Below are 25,063 nucleotides of genomic sequence, written 5' to 3' on the forward strand. Positions count from 1 at the left end.
CATCGACGCTATCGGCATCGTCAAAGTGACGTGAACCGGTTATGATAGATAACGTCAATTCGACGAAAAGGCTCCTCCGCAGAGAAGAAAGGGTGCGTGACGTGACCACGGCCCACCCCGTCCAGGATCTCGATGTCCAGCCGACGCCCCTCGCCCTGCTCCTGCTCGGCCGCGACGCCGACCCCAAGAGCGAGCGTGGCGTCGAATGCCCCGGCGACCTGCCCTCCCCGTCCGACCCGGACCTGGTGGAGCGCGCCCGCGCGGCCAAGGAGAAGCTGGGGGAGAAGGTCTTCGTCCTCGGGCACCACTACCAGCGCGACGAGGTCATCCAGTTCGCGGATGTGACGGGAGACTCGTTCAAGCTCGCCCGCGACGCGGCGGCCCGGCCGGAGGCGGAGTACATCGTCTTCTGCGGTGTGCACTTCATGGCCGAGTCCGCGGACATCCTGACCACGGCCGACCAGAAGGTCGTGCTGCCGGACCTGGCGGCGGGCTGCTCGATGGCCGACATGGCCACCGCCGAGCAGGTCGCCGAGTGCTGGGACGTGCTCACCGAGGCCGGCGTCGCCGAGCAGGTCGTGCCCGTCTCGTACATGAACTCCTCCGCGGACATCAAGGCCTTCACCGGCCGCCACGGCGGCACGATCTGCACCTCGTCGAATGCGAAGCGCGCCCTGGAGTGGGCCTTCGAACAGGGCGAGAAGGTCCTGTTCCTCCCGGACCAGCACCTGGGCCGGAACACCGCCGTACGGGACATGGGGATGACCCTGGAGGACTGCGTCCTCTACAACCCGCACAAGCCGAACGGCGGCCTGACCGCCGAGGAGCTGCGCAACGCGAAGATGATCCTGTGGCGCGGGCACTGCTCGGTGCACGGGCGCTTCTCGGTGGAGTCCGTCAACGACGTGCGGGCCCGTATACCCGGGGTCAACGTGCTGGTGCACCCGGAGTGCAAGCACGAGGTCGTGGCGGCCGCGGACTACGTCGGCTCGACGGAGTACATCATCAAGGCCCTGGAGGCGGCCCCGGCCGGCTCGAAGTGGGCGATCGGCACGGAGCTGAACCTGGTGCGCCGGCTGGCCAACCGTTTCGCCGCGGAGGACAAGGAGATCGTCTTCCTCGACAAGACGGTCTGCTTCTGCTCGACGATGAACCGGATCGACCTGCCGCACCTGGTGTGGACGCTGGAGTCGCTGGCCGAGGGCAACCTCGTCAACCGGATCGAGGTCGACCCGGAGACCGAGAAGTACGCCAAGCTGGCGCTGGAGCGCATGCTGGCGCTGCCGTAGGCACAGCGGAAGGCCCCGGCACCGGATTCCGGTGCCGGGGCCTTCCGCATGCCCGGTCAGGCCTTCGCGGGCTCCGGCTCGTCGGAGGAGGTGGTCTCCTCCGATTCGGCCGGGGCCGGGATTCCGGCCTTCTTCGCCCGCTTCGCGGCCTTCTTCTTCGCGCGGCGCTCCTTGAAGAGCTCCACCATCGCGTACAGCGTCGGCACCAGGAGCAGCGTCAGCAGCGTCGAGGTGACCAGACCGCCGATGACCACGACGGCCAGCGGCTGCGAGATGAAGCCGCCCTCGCCGGTGACGCCGAGCGCCATCGGGAGGAGGGCGAAGATCGTCGCCAGTGCCGTCATCAGGATCGGGCGGAGCCGGTGACGGCCGCCCTCGACGATGGCGTCGACCACGGCCATGCCCTGGGCGCGGTACTGGTTGATCAGGTCGATCAGCACGATCGCGTTGGTCACCACGATGCCGATCAGCATCAGCATGCCGATCATCGCCGGGACGCCCATCGGGGTGCCCGTGATGAGGAGCAGGCCGATGGCGCCCGTGGCGGCGAACGGGATGGAGACCAGCAGGATCAGCGGCTGGACGAGCGACCGGAAGGTCGCGACCAGCAGCATGAAGACGATCGCGATGGCCGCCAGCATGGCCAGGCCCAGCTTCATGAACGCGTCGTCCTGGTCCTGGGTGACGCCGCCGATGGTGGCGGTGGCGCCGTCCGGGAGATCCAGGGCGTCGATCTTCGTCTGGAGCGAGGTGCTGACCGCGCCGGTGTTGTCACCGGTGGGCTTGGCCGTGATCGTCGCGGCGCGCTGGCCGTCGATCCGGGTCATGGAGACCGGTCCGGGGACCAGCTGCACATCGGCGATGGACCCGAGCCTGACCGCTCCCAGCGGGAGGTTCTTCAGCTCCTCCATCGTGGTGGCCGGGTGGGCCGACTTGATGACGACGTCGCGCTCGGTATCGTCCATGATCGCCTTGCCGGACGGGGTGCCCCGTACGGCGGAGGCGACGGCCGCGCCCAGCGTGGCCTGGCTGTAACCGGCGTCGGCGGCCTTGGCGTTGGCCTTGACCGAGACGCGCGGGATGCTCTGCGCCAGGTCGCTCTGGACGTCGGTGACGTCCTTGAGCTCGGCCACCTCGGCGCGCACCTCTTCGGAGGCCTTCTTCAGGGTGTCCGCGTCGGCGGCCTTGACCACGACGCTGAGGTCCTGGCTGCCGAAGCCGTCGCCCGCGGCGATGGTGGTGTCCCCGATGCCGTCGAGCTTGGCCAGGGCCTCGTCGATGCGGTCCTGGGTGGCGTCGTAGTCGGCGGAGTCCTTCAGGGTGACCTGGTAGGACGCCTGGTTGGCGCCGGTGCCGCCGCCGAAGGCCGCCATGAAGCCGGACGATCCGACGGTGACCTGGTAGTCCTTGACGCCCTCGTCACCGGCGATGACCTTCTCGACCTTCTTGGCCGCCTCGTCGGCGGCCGCCAGGCTGGTGCCCGGGGTGAGCTCCTGCTTGATGGACAGGACCTCCTGCTCGCCCTGGTCGAAGAAGTTCGTCTTGAGCAGCGGGACCATGCCGAAGGTGCCGAACAGCACGGCGACGGCGATGACGATGCTGGTGATGCGGCGACGGGTGGCGAAGCGCAGCACCGGGACGTAGATCCGCTGGAGCCTGCTGCGGGCTTCCTTCTCCTCCGCCTCGCGACGCGCCTTGTCCGGGTCCTCGGCGCTGCCCTTGGGTGCGCGCAGGAACCAGTACGACAGGACGGGGACGACGGTCAGCGAGACCAGCAGGGAGGCCAGCAGCGCCGCGGTGACGGTCAGCGAGAACGAGCCGAAGAGCTGGCCGACCATACCGCCGACCAGGCCGATGGGCAGGAAGACGGCGACGGTGGTGAGCGTGGAGGCGGTGACCGCGCCGGCCACCTCCTTCACCGCGGTGGTGATCGCCGACTGGCGCTCCTCGCCGTAGCCGAGGTGACGCTTGATGTTCTCCAGGACGACGATCGAGTCGTCGACGACCCGGCCGATCGCGATGGTCAGCGCGCCCAGGGTGAGCATGTTGAGCGACAGGTGGCGGGTCCAGAGCACGATCAGCGCGAGGACCACGGAGAGCGGGATGGAGACCGCGGTGACCAGGGTCGAGCGCAGCGAGGCCAGGAAGACCAGGATCACGATGACCGCGAAGAGCAGGCCGAGCGCGCCCTCGGTGGTCAGACCCGAGATCGCCTTGGAGACGGCGGGGCCCTGGTCGGAGACGACGGTCAGCTCGGCGCCGGCGCCGAGGTCCTTGCGCAGGTCCGGGAGCTTGTCCTTGACGGCGTCCGAGATGGCGACGGCGCTGCCGTCCTTGTCCATCGTCGCCATGACGGCCAGGCTCGGCTTGCCGTTGGTGCGCGTGATGGAGACCGCGGTGGACGGCTCCTGCTTCACCGTGGCGATGTCACCGACCCGGACCGGCTTGCCGGGCTTGCCGGTCGCCGGGTCCTGCCCGGAGACCCGCAGGTCCTCGAACTGCTGGAGGGTGGTGAACGTGCCGCCGACCTGGACGGTGCGGCTCTTGCCGGCCTCGGAGAAGGAACCCGCCGGGACGGTCGCGCCGCCGGCCTGGAGCGCCTGGGCGAGCGAGGTCGCGTTCAGTCCGGCCGCCGCGAGCTTCTTGTCGTCGGGGGTGATGGAGACCTGGAGGTCCTGCACCCCGTCGACGGTGACCTGGCCGACGCCGTCGATGTCCTCCAGGGCGGGGACGACCGTGCGGTCCAGCTGGTCCGCGAGGGCCTGCTGGTCCTTGTCGGAGGTGACGGCGAGGACGACGGTCGGGATGTCGTCGGTCGAGCCCGCGATGACCTGCGGGTCCACATCGTCGGGCAGCTGGATGCGGGCGCGGTTCACCGCCTGCTGGATGTCCGCGACGAGCTGCTTGGTGCCCTCGTCGCCGAAGTCGAACGTCGCCATGATGACGGCGTTGCCCTCGCTGGCGGTGGAGGTCATTCCGGTGACGCCGTCGACGGCCTTGATCGAATTCTCGAGCGGTTCGACGACCTGCTTCTCGACCACATCGGGGGACGCACCCTGGTACGGGGCGAGCACCGACACCATCGGCAGTTCGATGGTGGGCAGCAGCTGCTGCTTGAGCTGCGGGATCGCGATCGCTCCGAATACGAGCGCGACGATCGAGATCAGCCCGATCAGGGCCCTTTGCGCGAGGCTGAATCTGGACAGCCAGGACATGGGTGGGTCTCTCTTCTGTGGCTTACGCGGCAGGTGGGCGGGTAACTCGGGGACAGACCCGGCCCACCTATACGATCGCCCATCGCCTGAGCCGAAGGCGTCGGTCCCAGGTCGCTTTCTTATGCCGCGCATACCGCAGGTGGAGTACGCCGCGGCTGCACCCTCACTCCACCCGTGGCCGAACCAGGCCCGATTCGTACGCAATTACGACCAGTTGGGCCCGGTCGCGGGCGCCCAGCTTTGCCATCGCCCTGTTGACATGGGTCTTGACGGTGAGCGGACTGACCACGAGCCGCTCGGCGATCTCGTCGTTCGACAGTCCGCCCGCGACGAGGACCAGCACCTCGCGTTCGCGGGTGGTGAGGGCATCCAGCCGTGCGGAGTACTCGGCGGCTCCCGGCCCGCCGTCGCCCGAACTCCCGCCCTGGGCGAGGAAGGTGGCGATCAGCCCCTTGGTCGCGGCGGGCGACAGCAGCGCCTCGCCGCCCGCGGCGATCCGGATGGCGTTGAGGAGTTCCTCCGGTTCCGCCCCCTTGCCGAGGAAGCCCGAGGCGCCGGCCCGCAGGGACTGCACCACGTACTCGTCCACCTCGAAGGTGGTGAGCATGACCACGCGCACATCCGCGAGTTCCGGGTCGGCGCTGATCATCCGGGTCGCGGTGAGACCGTCCGTGCCGGGCATCCGGATGTCCATCAGGACCACGTCGGCGCGGGTCGAGCGGGCCAGGTCCACGGCCTGCGCCCCGTCCGCCGCCTCGCCGACCACCTCCATGTCGGGCTCCGAGTCGACCAGGACGCGGAACGCGCTGCGCAGCAGCGCCTGGTCGTCGACGAGCAGGACCTTGATGGCCGCTGTCATGCGTGCTCCCCCGTCCGGTCAGCCGCGCCCGGATGGTCCGGCTCCCGCGCACGGGTCTTGAGGGGCAGGATCGCATGAACCCGGAAGCCGCCCCCGTAACGGGGTCCGGCGGTGAGGGTGCCGCCCAGTGCGGTGACCCGCTCGCGCATGCCGAGGAGGCCGTGGCCGCCGCCGGCCGGGTCGCCGGTGGCGCGGCCGGCCGTTCCGCGGCCGTTGTCCAGCACCATGACCTCGGCCGTGCCACCGACCCGTACGACGCTCACCTCGGCCTTGGCGCCGGGGCCCGCGTGCTTGCGCACATTGGTCAGCGCCTCCTGGATCACCCGGTAGGCGGCCAGGTCCACGGCGGCCGGCAGCGGCGGCTCGTCCTTCGCCGAGCAGGCCACCTCGACGGGCAGCCCGGCCCGTCGCACGGTCTCCACGAGCTCGTCGAGGACGGCGAGGCCCGGGGCGGGTTCGGTCGGCGCGGCCGGGTCGCCGGACTGGCGCAGCAGCCCCACGGTGGCCCGCAGTTCGTTGAGCGCGGAGCGGCTCGCCTCCCGGACGTGGGCGAGCGCCTCCTTGGCCTGGTCGGGGCGTTTGTCCATGACGTGGGCCGCGACCCCGGCCTGCACGTTGACCAGGGCGATGTGATGGGCGACGACGTCGTGCAGGTCGCGGGCGATGCGCAGCCGTTCCTCGGCCACCCGGCGCCTGGCCTCCTCCTCGCGGGTCCGTTCGGCCCGCTCGGCACGCTCCCTGATCGCGTCGACGAACGCGCGCCGGGAGCGGACCGCGTCGCCCGCCGCGGCCGCCATCCCGGTCCAGGCGAAGATCCCGAGGTTCTCCTGGCTGTACCAGGGGGCCGAGCCGAAGAACATCGCGGCCGCGGTGAGGGCGGCCATGGTGAGCAGCCCGACCCGCCAGGTCGTCGGCCGGTCGGTGCGGGCGGCGACGGTGCACAGCGCGATGACGGCGCTCATCACCACCGGGGCGGGCGGGTCCTCCACCACCAGCTCGACGACGGTCAGCACCCCGGTGGCGGCGAGCACGGCCATCGGCCTGCGGCGCCGCCAGACCAGGGCAAGGGCGCCGAGCACCATCAGGAACACGCTGCCGGGTTCGGGTGTGCGGGTGCCGAAGGTGGGCCCGTGGTGTGCGTTCGGATCGGCGAAGGAACCGATGAACATGGCCACGAACACGGCCAGGGCGAGCGCGCCGTCCAGCGCGAGGGGATGGTCGCGCAGCCAGTTCCGGATGCGCAGAACCCCGGTTCCGAGGGTGGTCACGTCAAGCTACGTTACGGCGTGTCGCGGGGATTCCGGTCCGCGCGGGCGGGAGATGCCGGGAGAACCGGTGTGGACCACACACAACTGTGCCCCCTGTCCGGCGGGGCCGGTCACGGGGCACGGTCGTGCGGGTGCTGGTGCTGCCGGTCGTCAGCCGGGAATCAGGCCGTCGTCGCTGAGCATGGCGCGGACCTCTTCGAGGGTCGCGTCGGGCGACGGCAGGATCAGCTCGGACGGCTCCAGGGAGTCGTCCGGCAAGCGTGTGCCGAGTTCGCGCACCCTGGCGAGGAGCGCGTGGAGCGTGGTGCGGAAGCCTGGTCCGTCACCGCTCTCCATTTCGGCGAGCAGTTCGTTGTCGAGTTTGTTGAGCTCGGCGAGATGACTGTCGGCCAGGACTGCCTGGCCCTCCCCCATGATCCGTACGATCATGACGCTGCCTTAATTCTTGTCGAACTTGTGCGGGGTCTGGGTCGGGGACTGCTGCTGGGCGGCGTCCTGCGGGCCGCCCTCGATGGCCTGCTTCGAGGGGGAGCCGCCGGCCAGTTCGGCCTTCATGCGCTGCAGCTCCAGCTCCACGTCCGAACCACCGGAGATCCGGTCCAGCTCGGCGGTGAGGTCGTCCTTCGCCGTGCCGGTCGGGTCGTCCAGGGCGCCGGAGGCGAGCAGCTCGTCGATCGCGCCCGCGCGGGCCTGGAGCTGCTGGGTCTTGTCCTCGGCCCGCTGGATGGCCAGGCCGACGTCGCCCATCTCCTCGGAGATGCCGGAGAAGGCCTCGCCGATCCGGGTCTGCGCCTGGGCGGCCGTGTAGGTGGCCTTGATCGTCTCCTTCTTCGTACGGAAGGCGTCGACCTTGGCCTGCAGCCGCTGGGCCGCCAGAGTGAGCTTCTCCTCCTCGCCCTGCAGCGTGGTGTGCTGCGTCTCCAGGTCGGTGACCTGCTGCTGGAGGGCGGCGCGGCGCGACAGCGCCTCGCGGGCCAGGTCCTCGCGGCCGAGCGCGAGCGCCTTGCGGCCCTGGTCCTCCAGCTTGGACGTCTGGCCCTGCAGCTGGTTCAGCTGCAGCTCCAGGCGCTTGCGCGAGGTCGCCACATCGGCGACACCGCGGCGCACCTTCTGAAGCAGCTCCAGCTGCTTCTGGTACGAGTAATCGAGGGTCTCGCGCGGATCCTCGGCCCGGTCCAGGGCCTTGTTTGCCTTCGCGCGGAAGATCATCCCCATACGCTTCATGACACCGCTCATGGGCTTCGCGCGCCCCCTTCTGACTTAACGGGTCTCCAGCACTCCAACAGAACCCACAGTACGGGCCCTGCCTCTATTACCGCACTGTTCGAGCAAGGATGGGGTCCTCCCCAAGGACGACTGCCACCGGTGACCACTCCGGCCCAGGGAGTAGGTGAAGGTCAGGGAAACCGGTGGTGACGCCCGTATCGTCCCGCTCGCACACCAGCGAGGACGCAGGCCGTTGCCGGATCGTTCCCGGCCGGCCTGGGGTCGTGGCGATCGACCCCGTACCCTTGGGCCTTGTGTTCCGTAGCCGCTCCAAGGAAGAGAAGGCCCCCACCGACAAGGTGACGGCGGACCTCTCCAAGACGTCCCGCGACCCGCAGGCCCCCAAAGGTCGCCCCACCCCCAAGCGCAGCGACGCCCAGTCGCAGCGCCGCCGTGCCTCCAGTGGTGCGCCGACCGACCGCAAGGAGGCCATGAAGCGCCAGCGCGAAGCGCGCCGTGTCGACATGGCCAAGCAGCGCGAGGCGCTGGCCAGTGGCGACGAGCGCTATCTGCCGGCCCGCGACAAGGGTCCGGTGCGCCGCTTCGTCCGCGACTTCGTGGACTCGCGCTTCTGCATCGCGGAGTTCTTCCTGCCCCTCGCCGTGGTCATCCTGATCCTCAGCGTGATCCAGGTGCAGGGCATCCAGAACATCTCGCTGCTGCTCTGGCTCGGCGTGATCGTGCTGATCGTCATCGACTCGATCGGGCTCACGTTCCGGCTGCGCAAGCAGCTGAACGAGCGCTTCCCGGACACGCCCAAGCGTGGCGCGGTCGCCTACGGCCTGATGCGTACGCTCCAGATGCGCCGGCTCCGGCTGCCGAAGCCGCAGGTCAAGCGCGGAGAGCGGCCCTGAGTACGGATCTCTCCGGTCCGGCCGGCGGCGTGTCCGCCGGTCGGCCGGGTGATGCGGTCCCCGGTTTCGCCGGGGCTTCGCCGGCCTGGCTGAAGGGGCTCGGCGGACTGCGCAACACCGTCCGCCAGGAGCTGGTCGCCCGGCAGCTGGACGAGCAGATCGCGGCGCGCTTCCCGGTCGGGCAGCGGCTGCGGATCCTCGATGTCGGCATGGGCCAGGGCACCCAGGCGCTGCGCCTGGCCCGGGCCGGTCACACGGTCACGGGTCTCGAATCCGACGCCGAGATGCTGCGGGTCGCCCGCGAGGCGCTCGGCGGCGAGCCCGCCGGCATCCGTGAGCGGGTCCGGCTCATCGAGGGCAACGGCCAGGACACCGGGGTCCACTTCCTGCCCGGCAGTTTCGACGTGGTGCTCTGCCACGGCGTCCTGATGTACGTCCAGGAGCCCGACGCCATGGTGGCCGGTCTGGCCCGGATGCTCGCCCCGGGCGGACTGCTGTCGCTGCTCGTGCGGAACGCGGACGCGCTGGCGATGCGGCCCGGGACCGCCGGGGACTGGGACGCGGCGCTGACCGCGTTCGACACGGACCGGTACACCAACCGCCTCGGGCTCTCCGTGCGCGCGGACCGGCTCGACGCCCTCACCGCGACGCTCGCCGGGATCGCCGCACCGCTGCGCGCCTGGTACGGGGTGCGGGTCTTCACGGACAACGTGAGCAACGACGCGGAACTGCCGTCGGCGGCGGAGCTGGAGCGGGTGCTGGCCGCGGAGGACCGGGCGGGACGCACGGATCCGTACCGCAGGGTGGCCGCGCTGCTGCACCTGTGCGGCGTGCGGGGCTGACACCGCCCCGCAGGACGGCCCTTCGGCCGGGAGCTCCCCGGGCGGGTGCGCCCGGCAGGCCGCCAATGGGGTTAAACGTAATAATCCGGACATGGATGCCTTTCACTCCCGCAGCCGTGTGCGCCGGCTGCTGCTGCCCCTGTCCGCAGGTGTCTGTGCGATCGCGCTGGTGAGCGGTTGCTCCGACTCGAACTCCCCAGCCTCCGACGCCTCCGCGACGAAGTCCGGTTCGACCCAGCAGGGCTCGGCCGCGAAGGCCACCGGTGATCTTCAGAGCGAATACCAGTCCGTCATCGAGGACGTGCTTCCCTCGGTGGTGCAGATCGACGCCTCGGACAGTCTCGGCTCCGGCATCGTCTACGACGCCAAGGGCCACATCGTCACCAACGCCCATGTCGTCGGCGACGAGAAGACCTTCAAGGTGACCGTGGCCACCGGCGAGAAGGTGCTGAGCGCCTCGCTGGTCGCCGCCTATCCCGAGCAGGATCTCGCGGTCATCAAGCTCGACGACGTCCCGGACGGGCTGAAGCCCGCGAAGTTCGGCGACTCGGAGAAGGTCGCGGTCGGCCAGATCGTGCTGGCGATGGGCTCGCCCCTTGGCCTGTCCAGCAGCGTCACCCAGGGCATCGTCTCGGCGCTCGGCCGGACCGTGAGCGAGACCCGCGCCGGCGGCGGCACGGGCGCGACCATCGCCAACATGGTGCAGACCTCGGCGGCGATCAACCCGGGCAACAGCGGCGGCGCCCTGGTGAACCTGGACAGCGAGGTCATCGGCATCCCGACGCTGGCGGCCACGGACCCCCAGATGGGTGACAGCGCGGCGCCTGGCATCGGCTTCGCCATCCCCGTCTCGATGGTGAAGACGGTCGCTGACCAGATCATCAAGAGCGGCAAGGTCACCGACTCCGGCCGGGCCGCGCTGAACATCACCGGCCGGACCGTCGTCGACGACAGCTACCAGCCGGCGGGGGTCGCGCTCGTCAGCGTGACGAAGGGCGGCGCCGCGGAGAAGGCGGGGCTGCGGGCCGGCGACATCATCACCAAGATCGGCAGCACTCCCGTCACCACGATCACCTCCCTCTCGGAGGCGCTGGCGTCGGACAAGCCGGGCCAGAAGGTCACCGTGACGTACCAGCGCGCCGGTGCGGACCGGACGGCCGAGGTCACGCTCGGCGAGATCTGACTCCCCGGCACACGGTCCGGACAACGCCGGGCGGGCCCTCTCGGGCCCGCCCGGCGTTCGTTCCGTTCAGCTCTGCTCGGCCTGGAGGCTCATCGGGCCGTAGATCTTCGTCGTGTCGTCGAAGAGCGTCGCCTGGTCCGCCCCGCCGTCGAGGAGTTCCTTCCAGTACTCACCGATCCAGGACTCCGCGTCACCCTGTGTCGTGAATTCGTCCGGCTGCAGGGCCGGCTCCGTCTCCGTACCGTCGGACTTCTCGAACCGCCACGTCCACGCCATGTCCGCCTCCTGGGTCACTTTGTTCCGTCCCGCAGCCTAGTGCTTACGACCAGCGCGGGAAGGGGCCCCGGCACCTCCGGTCACCCCCACGTCGCGCACCCGGTGCGGGGACGCGGGAGGATCGGGGCGTGGAACTGACTCTGCTCGGCACCGGAGCCCCCGACGGGCTGCCGCGGCCCGACTGCCCCTGCGCCGCCTGCGCCACCGCCCGCGGGGCGCGTGCGCGGGCCGCGACCGCTCTGCTGGTCGACGACGCGCTGCTGCTCGACCTCACCCCCGGGGCGGTGTTCGCCGCCGCCCGTGCGGGGCATTCACTCACGGGCGTACGGCAGGTGCTGCTCACCCATCCGCACGACGGCCCCGCCGTCGAGCTGCCCGCCGGGCTGCCCCCGGCCGGCCGGGTGCCGGACGGACGGGTGCTGACGCTGATCAGCGGACACCGGGTGCGGGCCGTTCCGATGGACGCGCCGGGCACCGGGTACGAGGTGACGTCACCGGAGGGCGAGCGGCTGCTCTACCTGCCGCCGGGCGCCGCTCCGGCAGGTCTCGCCGACCGGGTGGCGGAGGCGTACGACATGGTCGTCGGTGACGTCGTGGGACGGCCCGACGCGGTGGCCCGGCTGCGCGCCGTCGAGGCGGTCGGACCGGACACCGAACTGATCGCCGTCCATCTGGACCACGACGCCCCGTCCGGCCCCGAGCTCGACCGCCGGCTCGCCGCCGCCGGGGCGCGGGCGGTGCCGGACGGCACGACGCTGACCGTCGGCGGGTACCACGCGGCGGCCGAGGTCCCCCGGCGCACGCTGGTGACCGGCGGCGCGCGGTCCGGCAAGTCCGTCGAGGCCGAGCGGCGGCTGGAGACGTACCCCGAGGTCGTGTACGTGGCGACCGGCGGCGGCCGGGAGGGCGACGTGGAGTGGGCGGCCCGGATCGGGCTGCACCGGGAGCGCAGACCGGCGGCCTGGCGCACCGAGGAGACCTGCGAGCCGGCGGAGCTGCTGGCATCGGACGGGCCGCCGCTGCTGATCGACTGCCTCTCGCTCTGGCTGACGGACGCGATGGACCGGGTGGATGCCTGGGACGACGAGGCCTGGGCAGGCGGAGGTGAGCGGGCGCTGCGGGAGCGGACCGCCGAGCTGGTGGCCGCGGTCCGCGGGACGCGGCGCACCGTCGTCGTGGTGACCAACGAGACCGGGTCGGGCGTGGTGCCCGCGACCGCCGCCGGCCGGCGCTTCCGGGACGAGCTGGGCCGGCTGAACGCCGCGGTCGCCGACGAGTGCGAGCAGGTGCTGCTGGTGGTCGCCGGGCAGGCGCTGACCCTGCGCGGCTGAGCGACCGCCCGCCGGAAGAGACGGAACGGAACAGGAGGAGCGGACATGGCACGTGTGCGGCCGATGCTGAACGGGGTGCCGGAGACCCTGCTGTGGACGTTGTACAACCGGGCGTACGAGGCGGGCCGGCCCTATCCGGTGCTGGACGACCCGATGGCGCTCGAGTTGCTGGCGAACCTGGACTATCCCTTCGAAGAGCGGTTCGGGGTGCCCGGCCCGTTCCACTCGCAGGCGCAGGGGCTGCGGTCGCGCTGCTTCGACCTGGCCGTGCAGGAGTACCTCGACGACCGGCCGCGGGCCACCGTGGTCGCGCTCGGAGACGGTCTGGAGACCGGGTTCTGGCGGGTGGACAACGGCCGGCTGGACTGGCTGAGCGTGGAGCTGCCCGAGGTCGCCACCCTGCGCCACACGCTGCTGCCGCCCTCGGACCGGCTGCGGACGCTGTCCGGGTCGGCGACGGACCTCTCCTGGCTGGACGAGATCGAGGACCCGGAGGGCCGGGGCGTGGTCGTCACGGCGCAGGGGCTGCTGATGTATCTGCGCCCCGCCGAGGTGCGCCGCGTACTGGCCGCCTGCGCCGAACGGCTGCCGGGCGGGATCCTCGTCCTGGACACGATGTCGAGGTGGCTCGCGAAGGGCACGGTGGCGGGCACCTCGAAGGTGGGCGCCATGACGATCCCGCCGATGCGCTGGGCGATGGACCCGGGTGAGCGCGGGAAGCTGCGCGGCGCGCATCCGGGCATCACCGAGGTGCGGGCGCTGCGTCTGCCGCGCGGGCGCGGCGCCATGGGCGAACTGATCCGGGTCCAGAACCTGCTCCCCGGGGTGCGGACCCTGACACCCGCGATGACCCTGCTGCGCTTCGGGGACCGGGCGGCGCACTGAGGGAGGGCCGGAAAACGCGGCAGGTACTGTTCCCGTCAAGAGGCTCCGAGGCCACCCGGCGGCCTCCGAGCCCGCGCCGGGCTCCCCGGCCACCCCACACGACCCGCGAGGCAGACCCCCGTGAATCTGGACGACTTCTCCGACCTGATCGAACGCCCCGACGGGGGTGTGCGGCGAGATGCCGAGGAACGCCGGGAGCGGTTCATCGTGCCGCCCGGCGCCCTCGGCCGCCTCGACGAACTGGGCGAATGGCTCTCGGCCGCGCAGCAGGCCGTGCCGGTCAGGGCGATCGAACAGCCGCGCGTGGTGCTCTTCGCCGGTGATCACGGGGTGGCGGAGCTGCGGGTGTCCGGCCGTGCGGCCGGCAGCGCGCACGAGCTGGTGCGGGCGACGCTGGACGGCTCGACGCCGCTCGCGGTGCTGGCCCGCAGGTTCTCCGTGCCCGTACGGATCGTCGACGCCGGTCTGGACTGCGATCCGCAGCTGCTGCCGGACGCGGTGGTGCGGACCCGGGTGCGGCGCGGCAGCGGCCGGATCGACGTCGAGGACGCGATGACGGCCGAGGAGGCCGAGCAGGCGGTGCGCCTCGGTATGGCGATCGCCGACGAGGAGGCCGACTCGGGCACCGATCTGGTGGTGCTCGGCGATCTGAGCGTCGGCGGTACGACGGCAGCGGCCACCCTGATCGCGGCGCTCTGTGGCACCGACGCCTCGGTGGTCACCGGGCGCGGCGGCACGGGGATCGACGACCTGGCCTGGATGCGCAAGTGCGCGGCGGTCCGTGACGCGCTGCGCCGGGCCCGTCCGGTCCTGGGCGACCAGCTTGAGCTGCTGGCCACGGTGGGCGGTGCCGATCTGGCGGCGATGACGGGGTTCCTGCTGCAGTGCGCGGTGCGCCGGCTGCCGGTGATCCTGGACGGCGTGGTCTCGGCGGCCGCGGCGCTGGTCGCGCAGCGGGCCGCGTTCCGGGCGCCGGACTGGTGGCTGGCGGGGCAGTTGAGCGGTGAGCCGGCGCAGGCGAAGGCGCTGGACCGGATGGCGCTCAACCCGCTGCTGGACCACGGCGTCATCGTCGGTGAAGGAAGCGGGGCACTGCTCGCCCTTCCGTTCGTCCAGGCCGCGGCCGCGCTGGCGGCGGAGCTGCCCGAACGCGCATCGGAGGACGACGCGGACGAGACGAAGGCCGCCGAGTACACCGACGACAACGAGGAGGCGGCCGCCGGCGGAGGGGCCGCGGTGGCCGACCCGGCCTGATCCACCCCTGAGGGTCGAGGACTGCGGCCGCCCGGACACCGGCCGCAGGGCGCCTCCTCATGAAGCGCGATGCCCCATATGATCGCTTTTCATGGGAGAGGTCCGATTGGCCAGCGAGGAATCCGGGCGGGGCACCGCCCGGCCGCAGAGCACCGAACGGTCGCGACGCAGCGCGGCGTTCGCCATCTGGTACCTGCGCGTCGTGTCGTTCATCAATTTCCTGAGTGCCGTCTGGGTCACCTTCGGCCAGGACCTGCGCCGCCACAACACCGAGAACTACTTCACGCCCTATCTGCTCACCGCGGGCTTCTCGTCCGGGGTGGTCGCGCTGTTCCTCGCCGTCACGATGCGGCGGCGCAAACGGGCCGCGTGGATCGTGAACACGGTGCTGAGCGGACTCACGCTGCTGCTCTTCGCCGCGGTGATCGGCTTTCCGGAGGTCCGCCGGTACCCGCAGAACTGGATCTCGCTGGCGCTGACCGCCGTCTTCGTCCTCGCCCTGGCCCTCGGCCGGCGCGAGTTCTACGCGAAGGGCGACCGGTCCAACCCGAAGCTGGCCGCGCTGGTGGCGGTCGGCGGACTGCTGGTCACCTCGCTGATCGCCGCCGGCCTGGTCACCGTCACCAACACCGCGCACGACGACTACCGTTCGACGTTCCTGGACCGCTGGCGCTACGGCGCGCTGCGCCTCGTCTCCGTCGCGGCGGACGACTCCCGGTTCCCCGGCATCTCCACTCCGGGCTGGGTCAACGTCGTCATCAACATCCTGTCCACCCTGCTGCTGATCGCCGTCGTGTACGCGGCCTTCCGCTCCCGCCGCGCGGTCGACCCGATCACGCCCGAGGACGAGACGGCGCTGCGCGCCCTGCTCGACAAGCACGGTGAGCGCGACTCGCTGGGCTACTTCGCGCTGCGCTGCGAGAAGAGCGTCATCTGGTCGCCGACCGGGAAGGCGGCCGTCACCTACCGGGTGGTCGGCGGGGTCTCGCTGGCCTCCGGCGACCCGATCGGCGACCCCGAGGCCTGGCCCGGGGCGATCGGCCCCTGGCTGGCCGAGGCCCGCGAGCACGGCTGGATCCCCGCGGTGATGGGGGCGAGCGAGGAGGGCGGCACGATCTACGCCCGGCACGGCCTCGACGCCCTGGAGCTGGGCGACGAGGCGATCGTGGAGACCGCCGACTTCACCCTGGAGGGGCGGGCGATGCGGACCGTCCGGCAGGCGTACAACCGGGTCAAGCGGGCCGGTTACGAGGTGACGGTGCGCCGGCACGCGGACATTCCCGGGGCCGAGATGGCCGAGTTGGTGCGGCGGGCCGACGACTGGCGCGACGGCGCGACCGAACGCGGCTTCTCGATGGCCCTGGGGCGGCTCGGCGACCCGGCCGACGGGCAGTGCGTGATGCTCGAATGCCGCGACACCGCCCCCGGCGACGACGGCGGTCCCGGGGAGCTGCGGGCCGTGCTGAGCTTCGTGCCCTGGGGGCCCAACGGCCTCTCCCTCGACCTGATGCGCCGTGACCGGGACGCCGAGAACGGACTGATGGAGTTCATGGTCATCGAACTCCTGCAACGGGCCGGGAAGATCGGCGTCACGCAGGTGTCGCTGAACTTCGCGATGTTCCGCTCGGTCTTCGAACGCGGCTCGCGGCTCGGCGCGGGACCGGTGCTCCGGCTGTGGCGTTCACTGCTGAGCTTCTTCTCCCGCTGGTGGCAGATCGAGTCGCTGTACCGCGCCAACGCCAAGTACCGGCCGATCTGGGAGCCGCGCTACCTGCTCTTCGAGAAGAGCGCGGACCTGCTGCGCATCGGCGTCGCCGCGGGCCGCGCCGAAGGGTTCCTGGAGGCACCCGGGCTCCCCAAGTGGCTGCACCGCTCGCAGCTCGGACCGCGTGGATGAGAGCGGTGCGCGCGCTCGGCCGGGCGGCCCGCCGGGAGTGGGGTCCGCTGTGGACGACCGTGCGGACGGCACTCGCGGCCGAACGGCTGCGGGCCGTCCCGATGACGCTGGCCGCGGTCGCCCTGACGGCGCTGGTCCAGGTGGTGCAGAACCGGTCCTGGGGCTACGGGCCGGTGCAGACGCTGGCGTCGGTGCGCGCCGAGGACCCGCTGTGGGCGGCGCTGCTGCGCACCCCGCTGTCGCTGTTCGTCCCCGCGCTCGATCTGCCGGTGTGGGGTGCGCTGGCGCAGGTGCTGCTGGTGTTCGGGATCGCCGAGATCTGCCTCGGCCGGTGGCGGACGCTGCTGATCGCGTACGTCGCGACGCTCGCCGGAACTCTGTACGCGCGGATCGGCATCGCCGTCGGGCCGGACGGGTTCCTCGGCCTGCCCGGCTCCGACGCGCTGGTCGTCGACACGGGCCCCTCGGCGGCGGTGGTCGCCCTGGCCGTCTGCGTCTGCTGGGTGTACCGGGCCTGGTTCACCGGCGGTCTGGTGATCGCGGCGATGGTGGCCGAGATCGCCCTCAAGGACAACCTGGCGGGCAAGGAGCACCTGGCGGCCATCGCGGCGGCGCTCGCCCTGTGCGCGGCCCGGGCCCTGCGGGACGGGCGGCGGGCGCGGCGCCGTCAGGGCTTGGGCGAGGGGGCCGGGACCCGGTCGGGTGCGCCGCCGATCAAGTCCTGAAACCTCCTTCGCGGTCCGGCCCAGCGGACGTCGTGGTGGTAGGCGCGCAGCACCGCCCTGGAGCGGGCCCGGTGCCGGTTGCGGTAGAACCGCTTCGCCCACATCGAGGTGGGCCGGGCCAGCCGGACCGCCCCGATGAGGGCGACGAACGGGATCAGGGTGCCGAGCACCGCCATCCGCGCCTTGCCCTTGAACAGGGCGATCAGCACGAAGCAGAAGTTGACGACGAGGGTGAGGACGACGCCGAGCCGGCCCTGTTGCTGATCGTCGCTCAGATCGTCCACGCCGAGCGGGGAGAACCCGCCGAGCACCAGCAGCACCAGGGCGGCGGTCAGGATCACCACCTCCACGCTCTGCCGGCCCTGCTCGGTCCAGTACACGTCGTCCATGTGCAGGATCAGGGCGAACTCGTCCAGCACCAGCCCCGCCCCCATCCCGAAGACCACCGCGCAGGTCCCGGCCGCGAAGCCGTGCTTGCCGCTGGCCACCGCGCCGAATCCGCCGACCACGCTCAGCACCACGCCCGGCACCACGTGATGGACATGGACCCCGCCCGGTGTGATGTTGCCGAACGGCCCCTTGCCGGCCCGGATCATCCGGGTGATGACCCGGGTGATCGCGAAGGTCAGCACGAAGGCGGTCAGCGCCAGGAGCAGGGGCAGCTTCCCCGGCTCGACGATGTTCCGGTCGAACCAGTGACCCATCCCACCCACTCCCGCTCCATCACTTATGCACGTCTATGTACGGCTTCGCCCAATCTATCGGCCGCGCCCAGCGATTAGCCTGCGCGCCGTGACCTCCCTGAACAGCCACGGCCTGCGTTTCGCCTTCGGCACCCTCACCGTGCTCCCCGTCCGTGTCACCCGCTGGGACCGCGGGACCGCCCGGGCCGGCATGCTGTGCGCCCCGCTGGCCGGCCTCGTCGTGGGGGCGCTCGCGGCGGTGCCGGGCAGCCTGTTGCTGCTGTCCGGCTCGGGGCCGCTGCTCGCCGCGGTCGCCTCGGCCGCGGTGCCGGCGGCCCTCACCCGGGGGCTGCACCTCGACGGACTCGCGGACACCGCCGACGGACTGGGCAGCGGCAAACCGGCCGACGACGCGCTGCGCATCATGAAGCAGTCGGACATTGGGCCATTCGGTGTGATCACCCTGGTGTTCGCCCTGCTCGCCCAGGTGGCGGTCCTTCAGCAGCTGTACGCCCGGGGCTGGGCCGAGGGCGCGGTCGCGGCCGCCGCGTCCGCGGTCGTCGCCCGGCTCGCCCTGACCCTGGCCGCCCGCCGCGGTGTCCCGGCGGCCCGCCCCGAGGGACTCGGCGCCGCGGTCGCGGGCACGGTCCCGGCCGCCGGCGCGGCCGTGGCCGCGCTCGTGGTGGTGGCGGGCTGCGCGGGCGCAGGCGCGCTGTTCGGCGGGTACGGGGCGCTGCGCTACGCCCTGGCCGCCCTCGCCGCGCTCGCGGTGGCCCAGGGGCTGCTGCGGCACTGCGTGCGGCGGTTCGGCGGGGTGACCGGCGATGTGTTCGGAGCCCTGGCGGAGACGGCGGCCACGGTGACCCTGGTGGGACTGGCGCTCGGCTGAGCCGCCGCGAGGCCGTCCGGCGGACCGTCAGGCCCCCGCCGCCGGGCACCTCTCACGCCAGACGCCGAGCTCGTACTTCTTGAGCAGCGAGCTCAGCCCCAGCCGCCGGGACTGTGCGCAGAACCGCGCCACGGGCAGCTCGTACTCCACGTGGAAGACCGCCTTGCCCGCCTTCACGAACGGGGAGAGCTCCGCGCACTCCTCGTACTGGGCGCACTGCTCGTTGACCGCGAAGTCGAAGTCCCCGACCAGCTCGGGAATCTGCGGCAGGTCGTTCTTCAGACCGACCGCGAGGTGGTGGCGGTGGGCGATCCGGGCGACGAGCCGGTTGTAGCGCAGCTGGTCGGCGGCGGTCAGCGGGAAGCCGGTCCGGTTGCGGTAGCCGTCCATGTTGTCGGGCTCCACCGCGTCGAAGCCCTTCTTCGCGCACATGGCGATCCGGCTCTCCATCAGCGGCTCCAGGACGTCGGTGCGGCGGATGTCGAGCCAGCGCTCGCCCTTCCAGCCGTTGCCCTTGCCGAGGACCGCGGTGGGGAACCGCGCCGCGTCCGGGCGGAACTCCTCCCAGGCGCCGGTGGACAGGTAGCAGATGACCTTGCGCCCCTTGCGGTGCAGGGCCGCCACCTGGTCCGCCGCGTGGTCGAAGCCGTCGATGTCGTACACCGGCGCGTCCACCGTGGTGTCCAGCCGGCCGGAGAGCTGCCACTGCCAGTCGGTGCCCGGCGCGGGCTGCCAGCGCGCCCCGGCGGACGGGCCGGACGGGGCCGGCGGCGGGGCGGGGCGGGGCGCCGACGTGCAGCCGGCCAGCATCACCAACAGAATCAGTACGGCGACGGACACCGCGGGCGGCCGTCCGGTCCCGTGCGTGGCCACCCGGTCGTGCATCGTTCCCCCTGTCCGCAGGACGTCGGCCAACGCCGTTGCGGTCGTGGTCCGTTCCCCCGGGACGATCTTCCCGGGGTGACAACGGTACGACCGCGCCGGTGCGCCGACGGCCCGCCGCCGTAATGGGGCAGCAAAGGCGCGCGTAGGCTCATTCCCGGCACATTGCGGCGGCGTCTACGATGCGCCGGGCACGGTCGGCCCGCCCTCTCAGCCAACACTGGCCAGCACGGCCCGTCACAGAACTCAACGGAAGCGAGATTTCACCACCGTGACTGCTCTCACTCTCAGCACTGCCGGTGCGGCGACGCTGCGCGCCGACGCGCTCGTCGTCGGCGTCGCCAAGGGCGCCGGCTCCAAGTCCGGTGACCTGGTCCTCGCACCGGGCGCCGAGGCCGTGGACAAGGCGTTCGACGGAAAGCTCGCCACCGTCCTGGCGACCCTGGGCGCCTCCGGTGCCGAGGGCGAACTCACCAAGCTCCCCGCGCCCGACGGCCTGAAGGTCCCGGTCGTCATCGCGGCCGGACTCGGCCCGGTCCCGGAGATGGACGGCTCGTACGACGCCGAGGCGCTGCGCCGGGCCGCGGGCTCCGCCGCCCGCTCCCTCATCGGCGCCAAGAAGGCCGGCTTCGCCCTGCCCGTCGGCTCCGTCGAGGACGCCGCGGCCATCGCGGAGGGCGCGCTGCTGGGCGCGTACGCCTTCACCGCCTACCAGGGCGGCGAGAACAAGCTCGCCCCCAAGGGCGCCAAGGCCCAGGGCGCGAAGCAGCCGCTGGCCGAGGTCGCCCTGCTCGGCACCAAGCCGCGCGACAAGGCGTTCAAGGCCGCCGCCGAGCGCGCGGTCGCGCTGGTCGAGGAGATCAACCGCGCCCGCGACCTGATCAACACCCCGCCGAACGACCTGTACCCCGAGTCCTTCGCCGCCGTGGCCACGGCCGCCGGCAAGGAGCACGGCATCAAGGTGCAGGTCCTCGACGAGAAGGCGCTCGTCAAGGGCGGCTACGGCGGCCTGCTGGGTGTCGGCCAGGGCTCGACCCACGGCCCGCGCCTGGTGAAGCTCGCCTACACGCACCCCAAGGCGGAGAAGACCCTGGCCCTCGTGGGCAAGGGCATCACCTACGACTCGGGCGGCATCTCGCTGAAGCCGGCCGGCCACAACGAGACGATGAAGTGCGACATGAGCGGCGCCGCCGCCGTGTTCGCGACCGTCGTCGCGGCCGCCCGGATCGGCCTGCGGGTCAACGTCACCGGCTGGCTGGCGCTCGCGGAGAACATGCCCTCGGGCAACGCCACCCGCCCCGGTGACGTGCTTCACATGTACAGCGGCAAGACCGTCGAGGTCCTGAACACGGACGCCGAGGGCCGGCTCGTCCTCGCCGACGCGCTGACCCGCGCCTCGGAGGAGAACCCGGACGCGATCGTCGACGTGGCGACCCTGACCGGCGCGATGGTGCTGGCGCTGGGCAACCGCACGTTCGGCATCATGGCGAACGACGACGCCTTCCGTACCTCGATCCACGAGATCGCCGAAGAGGTCGGTGAGGCCTCCTGGCCGATGCCGCTCCCGGCGGACCTGCGCAAGGGCATGGACTCCCCGACCGCCGACATCGCCAACATGGGCGAGCGGATGGGCGGCGGCCTGGTGGCCGGTCTGTTCCTGCAGGAGTTCGTGGGCGAGGGCATCGCCTGGGCCCACCTGGACATCGCGGGCCCGGCCTTCCACGAGGGCGCGCCGTACGGCTACACACCGAAGGGCGGCACCGGATCCGCGGTCCGCACCCTGGTGAAGCTGGCGGAGCGCACCGCGGCCGGAGACCTCGGCTGAGGTCGTCGCTGGCGTACGGCCCCGGGCATACGTCCGGGGCCGTACGTGTTCTCCCCACGGCACCGCCGCAGAGGTCGCAACGGTTTCGCTCTCGACGAAATCGGTACGTCCCTACGCAGCGGTAACCCGCTGGGACGGACGATCATCCGTCTCAGACACGGGCCCCGCGTCCCGCCCACCGTCAACAAGTGCGAAGATGGGTTCTCGGCAGGACAGGGCCCCCACCACAGGGCCGAAAGACAAAAGCGGCCGAACACCAGCCGACCGGCCGGTCACACCCCGATGACGGGGCCCGGCGTACGGCGCACATGCATGGAGGACGTGACGTGGCGAACGACGCCAGCACCGTTTTCGACCTAGTGATCCTCGGCGGTGGTAGCGGCGGTTATGCCGCGGCCCTGCGCGGAGCGCAGCTGGGCCTGGACGTCGCCCTGATCGAGAAGGGCAAGGTCGGCGGCACCTGCCTGCACAACGGCTGCATTCCCACGAAGGCCCTGCTGCACGCCGGCGAGATCGCCGACCAGGCGCGCGAGGCCGACCAGTTCGGTGTCAAGGCCACCTTCGAGGGCATCGACATGGCGGCCGTCCACAAGTACAAGGACGACGTGATCTCGGGCCTGTACAAGGGTCTGCAGGGTCTCATCGCCTCCCGCAAGGTGCACTACATCGAGGGTGAGGGACGTCTGTCCTCCGCGACCTCGGTGGATGTGAACGGCCAGCGCATCCAGGGCCGCCACGTGCTCCTGGCGACCGGCTCCGTGCCGAAGTCGCTCCCGGGCCTGGAGATCGACGGCAACCGCGTCATCTCCTCGGACCACGCGCTGAAGCTGGACCGCGTGCCGAAGTCCGCGATCGTGCTGGGCGGCGGCGTCATCGGCGTCGAGTTCGCCTCGGCGTGGAAGTCCTTCGGCACCGACGTCACCATCGTCGAGGGCCTGAAGCACCTGGTCCCGGTCGAGGACGAGAACAGCTCGAAGCTTCTTGAGCGCGCTTTCCGCAAGCGCGGCATCAAGTTCAACCTCGGTACGTTCTTCCAGGGTGTCGAGTACACCCAGGACGGCGTCCGGGTGACCCTGGCCGACGGCAAGACGTTCGAGGCGGAGCTGCTGCTCGTCGCGATCGGCCGCGGCCCGGTCTCGCAGGGCCTCGGCTACGAGGAGGCGGGCGTCGCGATGGACCGCGGCTACGTCCTCGTCGACGAGTACATGCAGACGAACGTCCCGACCATCTCGGCCGTGGGCGACCTGGTCCCGACCCTTCAGCTGGCGCACGTCGGCTTCGCCGAGGGCATCCTCGTGGCGGAGCGTCTGGCCGGCATGAAGACCGTGCCGATCGACTACGACGGTGTCCCGAAGGTGACGTACTGCCACCCCGAGGTCGCCTCCGTCGGCATCACCGAGGCCAAGGCCAAGGAGCTCTACGGCGCGGACAAGGTCGTCGCGCTGAAGTACAACCTCGCGGGCAACGGCAAGAGCAAGATCCTCAAGACCGCGGGCGAGATCAAGCTCGTCCAGGTCAAGGACGGTGCCGTGGTCGGCGTCCACATGGTCGGTGACCGTATGGGCGAGCAGGTCGGCGAAGCCCAGCTGATCTACAACTGGGAGGCGCTGCCGGCCGAGGTCGCGCAGCTCATCCACGCCCACCCGACGCAGAACGAGGCGATGGGCGAGGCCCACCTGGCACTCGCCGGCAAGCCCCTGCACTCCCACGACTGACCAGTCGACCGGGCGCGACGACCGACCACTTCCGCATTTTCGTTAGGAGCAACTGAAACCATGTCGGTTTCCGTAACCCTTCCGGCGCTCGGCGAGAGCGTCACCGAGGGCACTGTCACCCGCTGGCTGAAGGCCGAGGGCGAGCGCGTCGAGGCCGACGAGCCGCTGCTCGAGGTGTCGACCGACAAGGTCGACACCGAGATCCCGGCCCCCGCCTCCGGCATCCTGGCCTCGATCAAGGTCGCCGAGGACGAGACCGTCGAGGTCGGCGCCGAGCTGGCCGTCATCGACGACGGCACCGGCTCCCCGGCCCCCGCCGAGGCTCCGGCCGCCGAGCCCGAGGCCGCCCCGGCCCCGGCGCCCGCCGCCGAGGCCCCCGCCGAGGCCCCGGCCCCCGCGGCCGAGGCTCCGGCCGCCGCCCCGGCCGGTGGTGCCTCCGGCACCGACGTCACCCTCCCTGCGCTCGGCGAGAGCGTCACCGAGGGCACCGTCACCCGCTGGCTGAAGGAGGTCGGCGAGGAGGTCACGGAGGACGAGCCCCTGCTCGAGGTCTCCACGGACAAGGTCGACACCGAGATCCCGGCCCCGGTCTCCGGCGTGCTGCTGGAGATCGTCGTCGCCGAGGACGAGACCGCCGAGGTCGGCGCCAAGCTCGCCGTCATCGGTGCTCCGGGTGCCGCCCCGGCCGCGGCTCCGGCCCCCGCCGCTCCGGCTCCGGCCGCCGCTCCGGCACCGGCCCCCGCCGCAGCTCCGGCACCGGCACCGGCTCCGGCAGCCCCCGCACCGGCCGCTCCGGCACCGGCTCCGGCGGCTCCCGCCGCGCCCGCCGCCGCTCCGGCACAGGCCGCTCCGGCGCCCGCCGCCGCAGCCCAGGCTCCGGTCACCCCGGCGGCCCCGGCCGCTCCGGCCGCGACCTCCGGTGACGACGGCGCGTACGTCACGCCGCTGGTCCGCAAGCTCGCCGCCGAGAACGGCGTCGACCTGGGCTCGGTCAAGGGCACCGGCGTCGGTGGCCGTATCCGCAAGCAGGATGTCGTCGCCGCCGCGGAGGCCGCCAAGGCCGCCGCTGCCGCCCCGGCACCCGCCGCCGCTCCGGCCGCCGCCTCCAAGGCGCCGAAGCTGGAGGCCTCCCCGCTGCGCGGTCAGACGGTCAAGATGACCCGCATGCGCAAGGTCATCGGCGACAACATGATGAAGGCGCTGCACTCGCAGGCCCAGCTGACCTCGGTCGTCGAGGTCGACGTCACCAAGCTGATGAAGCTGCGCAACAAGGCGAAGGACGGCTTCGCGGCCCGTGAGGGCGTCAAGCTCTCCCCGATGCCGTTCTACGTCAAGGCCGCCGCCCAGGCGCTGAAGGCCCACCCGGTCGTCAACGCCCGGATCAACGAGGACGAAGGCACGATCACGTACTTCGACTCGGAGAACATCGGCATCGCCGTGGACGCCGAAAAGGGTCTGATGACCCCGGTCATCAAGGGTGCGGGCGACCTCAACATCGCCGGTATCTCGAAGAAGACCGCCGAGCTGGCCGGCAAGGCCCGCGGTGGCGGTCTGACGCCGGACGACATGTCCGGTGCCACCTTCACCATCAGCAACACCGGTTCGCGCGGTGCGCTGTTCGACACCGTCATCGTGCCGCCGAACCAGGCAGCCATCCTGGGCATCGGCGCCACCGTCAAGCGTCCCGCGGTCATCGAGACCGAGGAGGGCACCGTCATCGGTGTCCGCGACATGACGTACCTCTCGCTCTCCTACGACCACCGTCTGGTGGACGGCGCGGACGCCGCCCGCTACCTGACCGCGGTCAAGGCGATCCTGGAGGCCGGTGAGTTCGAGGTCGAGCTCGGCCTCTGAGCACCGCGGCTGTAACCAGCCTCACCAGCGGCGCCCCCGTCCGGAACACTCCCGGGCGGGGGCGCCGCCGT

21 protein-coding genes are annotated in these 25,063 nt (G+C 71.7%); 13 read left to right on the forward strand and 8 right to left on the reverse strand.

The features are described 5' to 3' along the window. The first annotated feature begins 92 nt into the window (after positions 1-92). Entirely contained in the window at positions 93-1,289 is a 1,197-nt protein-coding gene (nadA, locus tag OG408_RS11185; RefSeq protein ID WP_266777865.1) for a quinolinate synthase NadA, read from the forward strand. Positions 1,290-1,345: 56 nt separating this feature from the next. On the opposite strand, the gene OG408_RS11190 is transcribed toward nadA, so the two are convergent. The 5 genes from OG408_RS11190 to OG408_RS11210 all read right to left on the reverse strand — a co-directional run bounded on the left by OG408_RS11190 (position 1,346) and on the right by OG408_RS11210 (position 7,855). Next, complete coding sequence (locus OG408_RS11190) at positions 1,346-4,504, reverse strand: efflux RND transporter permease subunit (RefSeq protein ID WP_326669628.1); 3,159 nt, start codon at positions 4,502-4,504, stop codon at positions 1,346-1,348. Positions 4,505-4,667: 163 nt separating this feature from the next. After that, entirely contained in the window at positions 4,668-5,363 is a 696-nt protein-coding gene (locus tag OG408_RS11195) for a response regulator (RefSeq protein ID WP_266777869.1), read from the reverse strand. Beyond that, positions 5,360-6,631 (reverse strand): histidine kinase, encoded by a 1,272-nt coding sequence (locus tag OG408_RS11200; RefSeq protein ID WP_285572824.1) that lies wholly within the window; start codon positions 6,629-6,631, stop codon positions 5,360-5,362. Before OG408_RS11200 ends, OG408_RS11195 begins: the two co-directional genes overlap by 4 nt. A gap of 150 nt (positions 6,632-6,781) precedes the next feature. Further along, a complete protein-coding gene (gene pspAA, locus OG408_RS11205) occupies positions 6,782-7,060 on the reverse strand; it encodes a PspA-associated protein PspAA (protein ID WP_326669631.1) in 279 nt (92 codons plus the stop codon). A gap of 9 nt (positions 7,061-7,069) precedes the next feature. Then, entirely contained in the window at positions 7,070-7,855 is a 786-nt protein-coding gene (locus tag OG408_RS11210; protein ID WP_266777875.1) for a PspA/IM30 family protein, read from the reverse strand. A 296-nt stretch (positions 7,856-8,151) separates the two neighbouring features. Here OG408_RS11210 and OG408_RS11215 point away from each other — a divergent pair, with 296 nt between their 5' ends. The 3 genes from OG408_RS11215 (at position 8,152) to OG408_RS11225 (ending at position 10,776) form a co-directional block, all read left to right on the forward strand. Beyond that, the gene (locus OG408_RS11215) at positions 8,152-8,751 is read left to right on the forward strand and encodes a DUF3043 domain-containing protein (RefSeq protein ID WP_266777877.1); all 600 of its coding nucleotides are present in this window, start codon (positions 8,152-8,154) and stop codon (positions 8,749-8,751) included. 89 nt (positions 8,752-8,840) lie between these two features. Further along, a complete protein-coding gene (locus tag OG408_RS11220) occupies positions 8,841-9,593 on the forward strand; it encodes a class I SAM-dependent methyltransferase (RefSeq protein WP_266786096.1) in 753 nt (250 codons plus the stop codon). A gap of 91 nt (positions 9,594-9,684) precedes the next feature. Then, on the forward strand, positions 9,685-10,776 hold the full coding sequence (locus OG408_RS11225; RefSeq protein ID WP_266777879.1) for a S1C family serine protease: 1,092 nt from the start codon (positions 9,685-9,687) through the stop codon (positions 10,774-10,776). 66 nt (positions 10,777-10,842) lie between these two features. On the opposite strand, the gene OG408_RS11230 is transcribed toward OG408_RS11225, so the two are convergent. Beyond that, a complete protein-coding gene (locus OG408_RS11230) occupies positions 10,843-11,052 on the reverse strand; it encodes a hypothetical protein (RefSeq protein WP_266777881.1) in 210 nt (69 codons plus the stop codon). A 128-nt stretch (positions 11,053-11,180) separates the two neighbouring features. Here OG408_RS11230 and OG408_RS11235 point away from each other — a divergent pair, with 128 nt between their 5' ends. The 5 genes from OG408_RS11235 (at position 11,181) to OG408_RS11255 (ending at position 17,144) form a co-directional block, all read left to right on the forward strand. Then, a complete protein-coding gene (locus OG408_RS11235) occupies positions 11,181-12,383 on the forward strand; it encodes a bifunctional adenosylcobinamide kinase/adenosylcobinamide-phosphate guanylyltransferase (protein ID WP_326669634.1) in 1,203 nt (400 codons plus the stop codon). Positions 12,384-12,428: 45 nt separating this feature from the next. Next, a complete protein-coding gene (locus OG408_RS11240; protein WP_266777885.1) occupies positions 12,429-13,268 on the forward strand; it encodes a class I SAM-dependent methyltransferase in 840 nt (279 codons plus the stop codon). A gap of 120 nt (positions 13,269-13,388) precedes the next feature. After that, on the forward strand, positions 13,389-14,522 hold the full coding sequence (gene cobT / locus OG408_RS11245) for a nicotinate-nucleotide--dimethylbenzimidazole phosphoribosyltransferase (RefSeq protein WP_285572815.1): 1,134 nt from the start codon (positions 13,389-13,391) through the stop codon (positions 14,520-14,522). Between the two features lie 91 nt (positions 14,523-14,613). Then, positions 14,614-16,419 (forward strand): phosphatidylglycerol lysyltransferase domain-containing protein, encoded by a 1,806-nt coding sequence (locus tag OG408_RS11250; RefSeq protein ID WP_285572813.1) that lies wholly within the window; start codon positions 14,614-14,616, stop codon positions 16,417-16,419. Then, a complete protein-coding gene (locus OG408_RS11255) occupies positions 16,416-17,144 on the forward strand; it encodes a hypothetical protein (protein WP_326669638.1) in 729 nt (242 codons plus the stop codon). The genes OG408_RS11250 and OG408_RS11255 overlap by 4 nt, the downstream gene beginning before the upstream one ends. On the opposite strand, the gene OG408_RS11260 is transcribed toward OG408_RS11255, so the two are convergent. Beyond that, on the reverse strand, positions 17,087-17,848 hold the full coding sequence (locus OG408_RS11260) for a hypothetical protein (protein ID WP_326669640.1): 762 nt from the start codon (positions 17,846-17,848) through the stop codon (positions 17,087-17,089). The two genes, OG408_RS11255 and OG408_RS11260, sit on opposite strands and share 58 nt — an antisense overlap. An 88-nt stretch (positions 17,849-17,936) precedes the next feature. Between OG408_RS11260 and OG408_RS11265 the strand changes: the two genes are divergently transcribed. Then, the gene (locus tag OG408_RS11265; protein WP_266777895.1) at positions 17,937-18,716 is read left to right on the forward strand and encodes an adenosylcobinamide-GDP ribazoletransferase; all 780 of its coding nucleotides are present in this window, start codon (positions 17,937-17,939) and stop codon (positions 18,714-18,716) included. A gap of 27 nt (positions 18,717-18,743) precedes the next feature. Here OG408_RS11265 and OG408_RS11270 read toward each other — a convergent pair whose 3' ends face one another. Continuing rightward, on the reverse strand, positions 18,744-19,601 hold the full coding sequence (locus OG408_RS11270) for an endo alpha-1,4 polygalactosaminidase (protein WP_266777897.1): 858 nt from the start codon (positions 19,599-19,601) through the stop codon (positions 18,744-18,746). A 268-nt stretch (positions 19,602-19,869) separates the two neighbouring features. On the opposite strand from OG408_RS11270, the gene OG408_RS11275 reads away from it, so the two are divergent. The 3 genes from OG408_RS11275 (at position 19,870) to sucB (ending at position 24,992) form a co-directional block, all read left to right on the forward strand. Next, positions 19,870-21,423 (forward strand): leucyl aminopeptidase, encoded by a 1,554-nt coding sequence (locus OG408_RS11275; RefSeq protein WP_326669642.1) that lies wholly within the window; start codon positions 19,870-19,872, stop codon positions 21,421-21,423. A gap of 326 nt (positions 21,424-21,749) precedes the next feature. Next, complete coding sequence (lpdA, locus tag OG408_RS11280; protein WP_136330087.1) at positions 21,750-23,138, forward strand: dihydrolipoyl dehydrogenase; 1,389 nt, start codon at positions 21,750-21,752, stop codon at positions 23,136-23,138. A gap of 60 nt (positions 23,139-23,198) precedes the next feature. Further along, complete coding sequence (sucB, locus tag OG408_RS11285) at positions 23,199-24,992, forward strand: 2-oxoglutarate dehydrogenase, E2 component, dihydrolipoamide succinyltransferase (protein WP_326669644.1); 1,794 nt, start codon at positions 23,199-23,201, stop codon at positions 24,990-24,992. Positions 24,993-25,063: the final 71 nt, after the last annotated feature.

It is taken from the genome of Streptomyces sp. NBC_01257, from assembly GCF_035917255.1.
GTDB lineage: Bacteria > Actinomycetota > Actinomycetes > Streptomycetales > Streptomycetaceae > Streptomyces.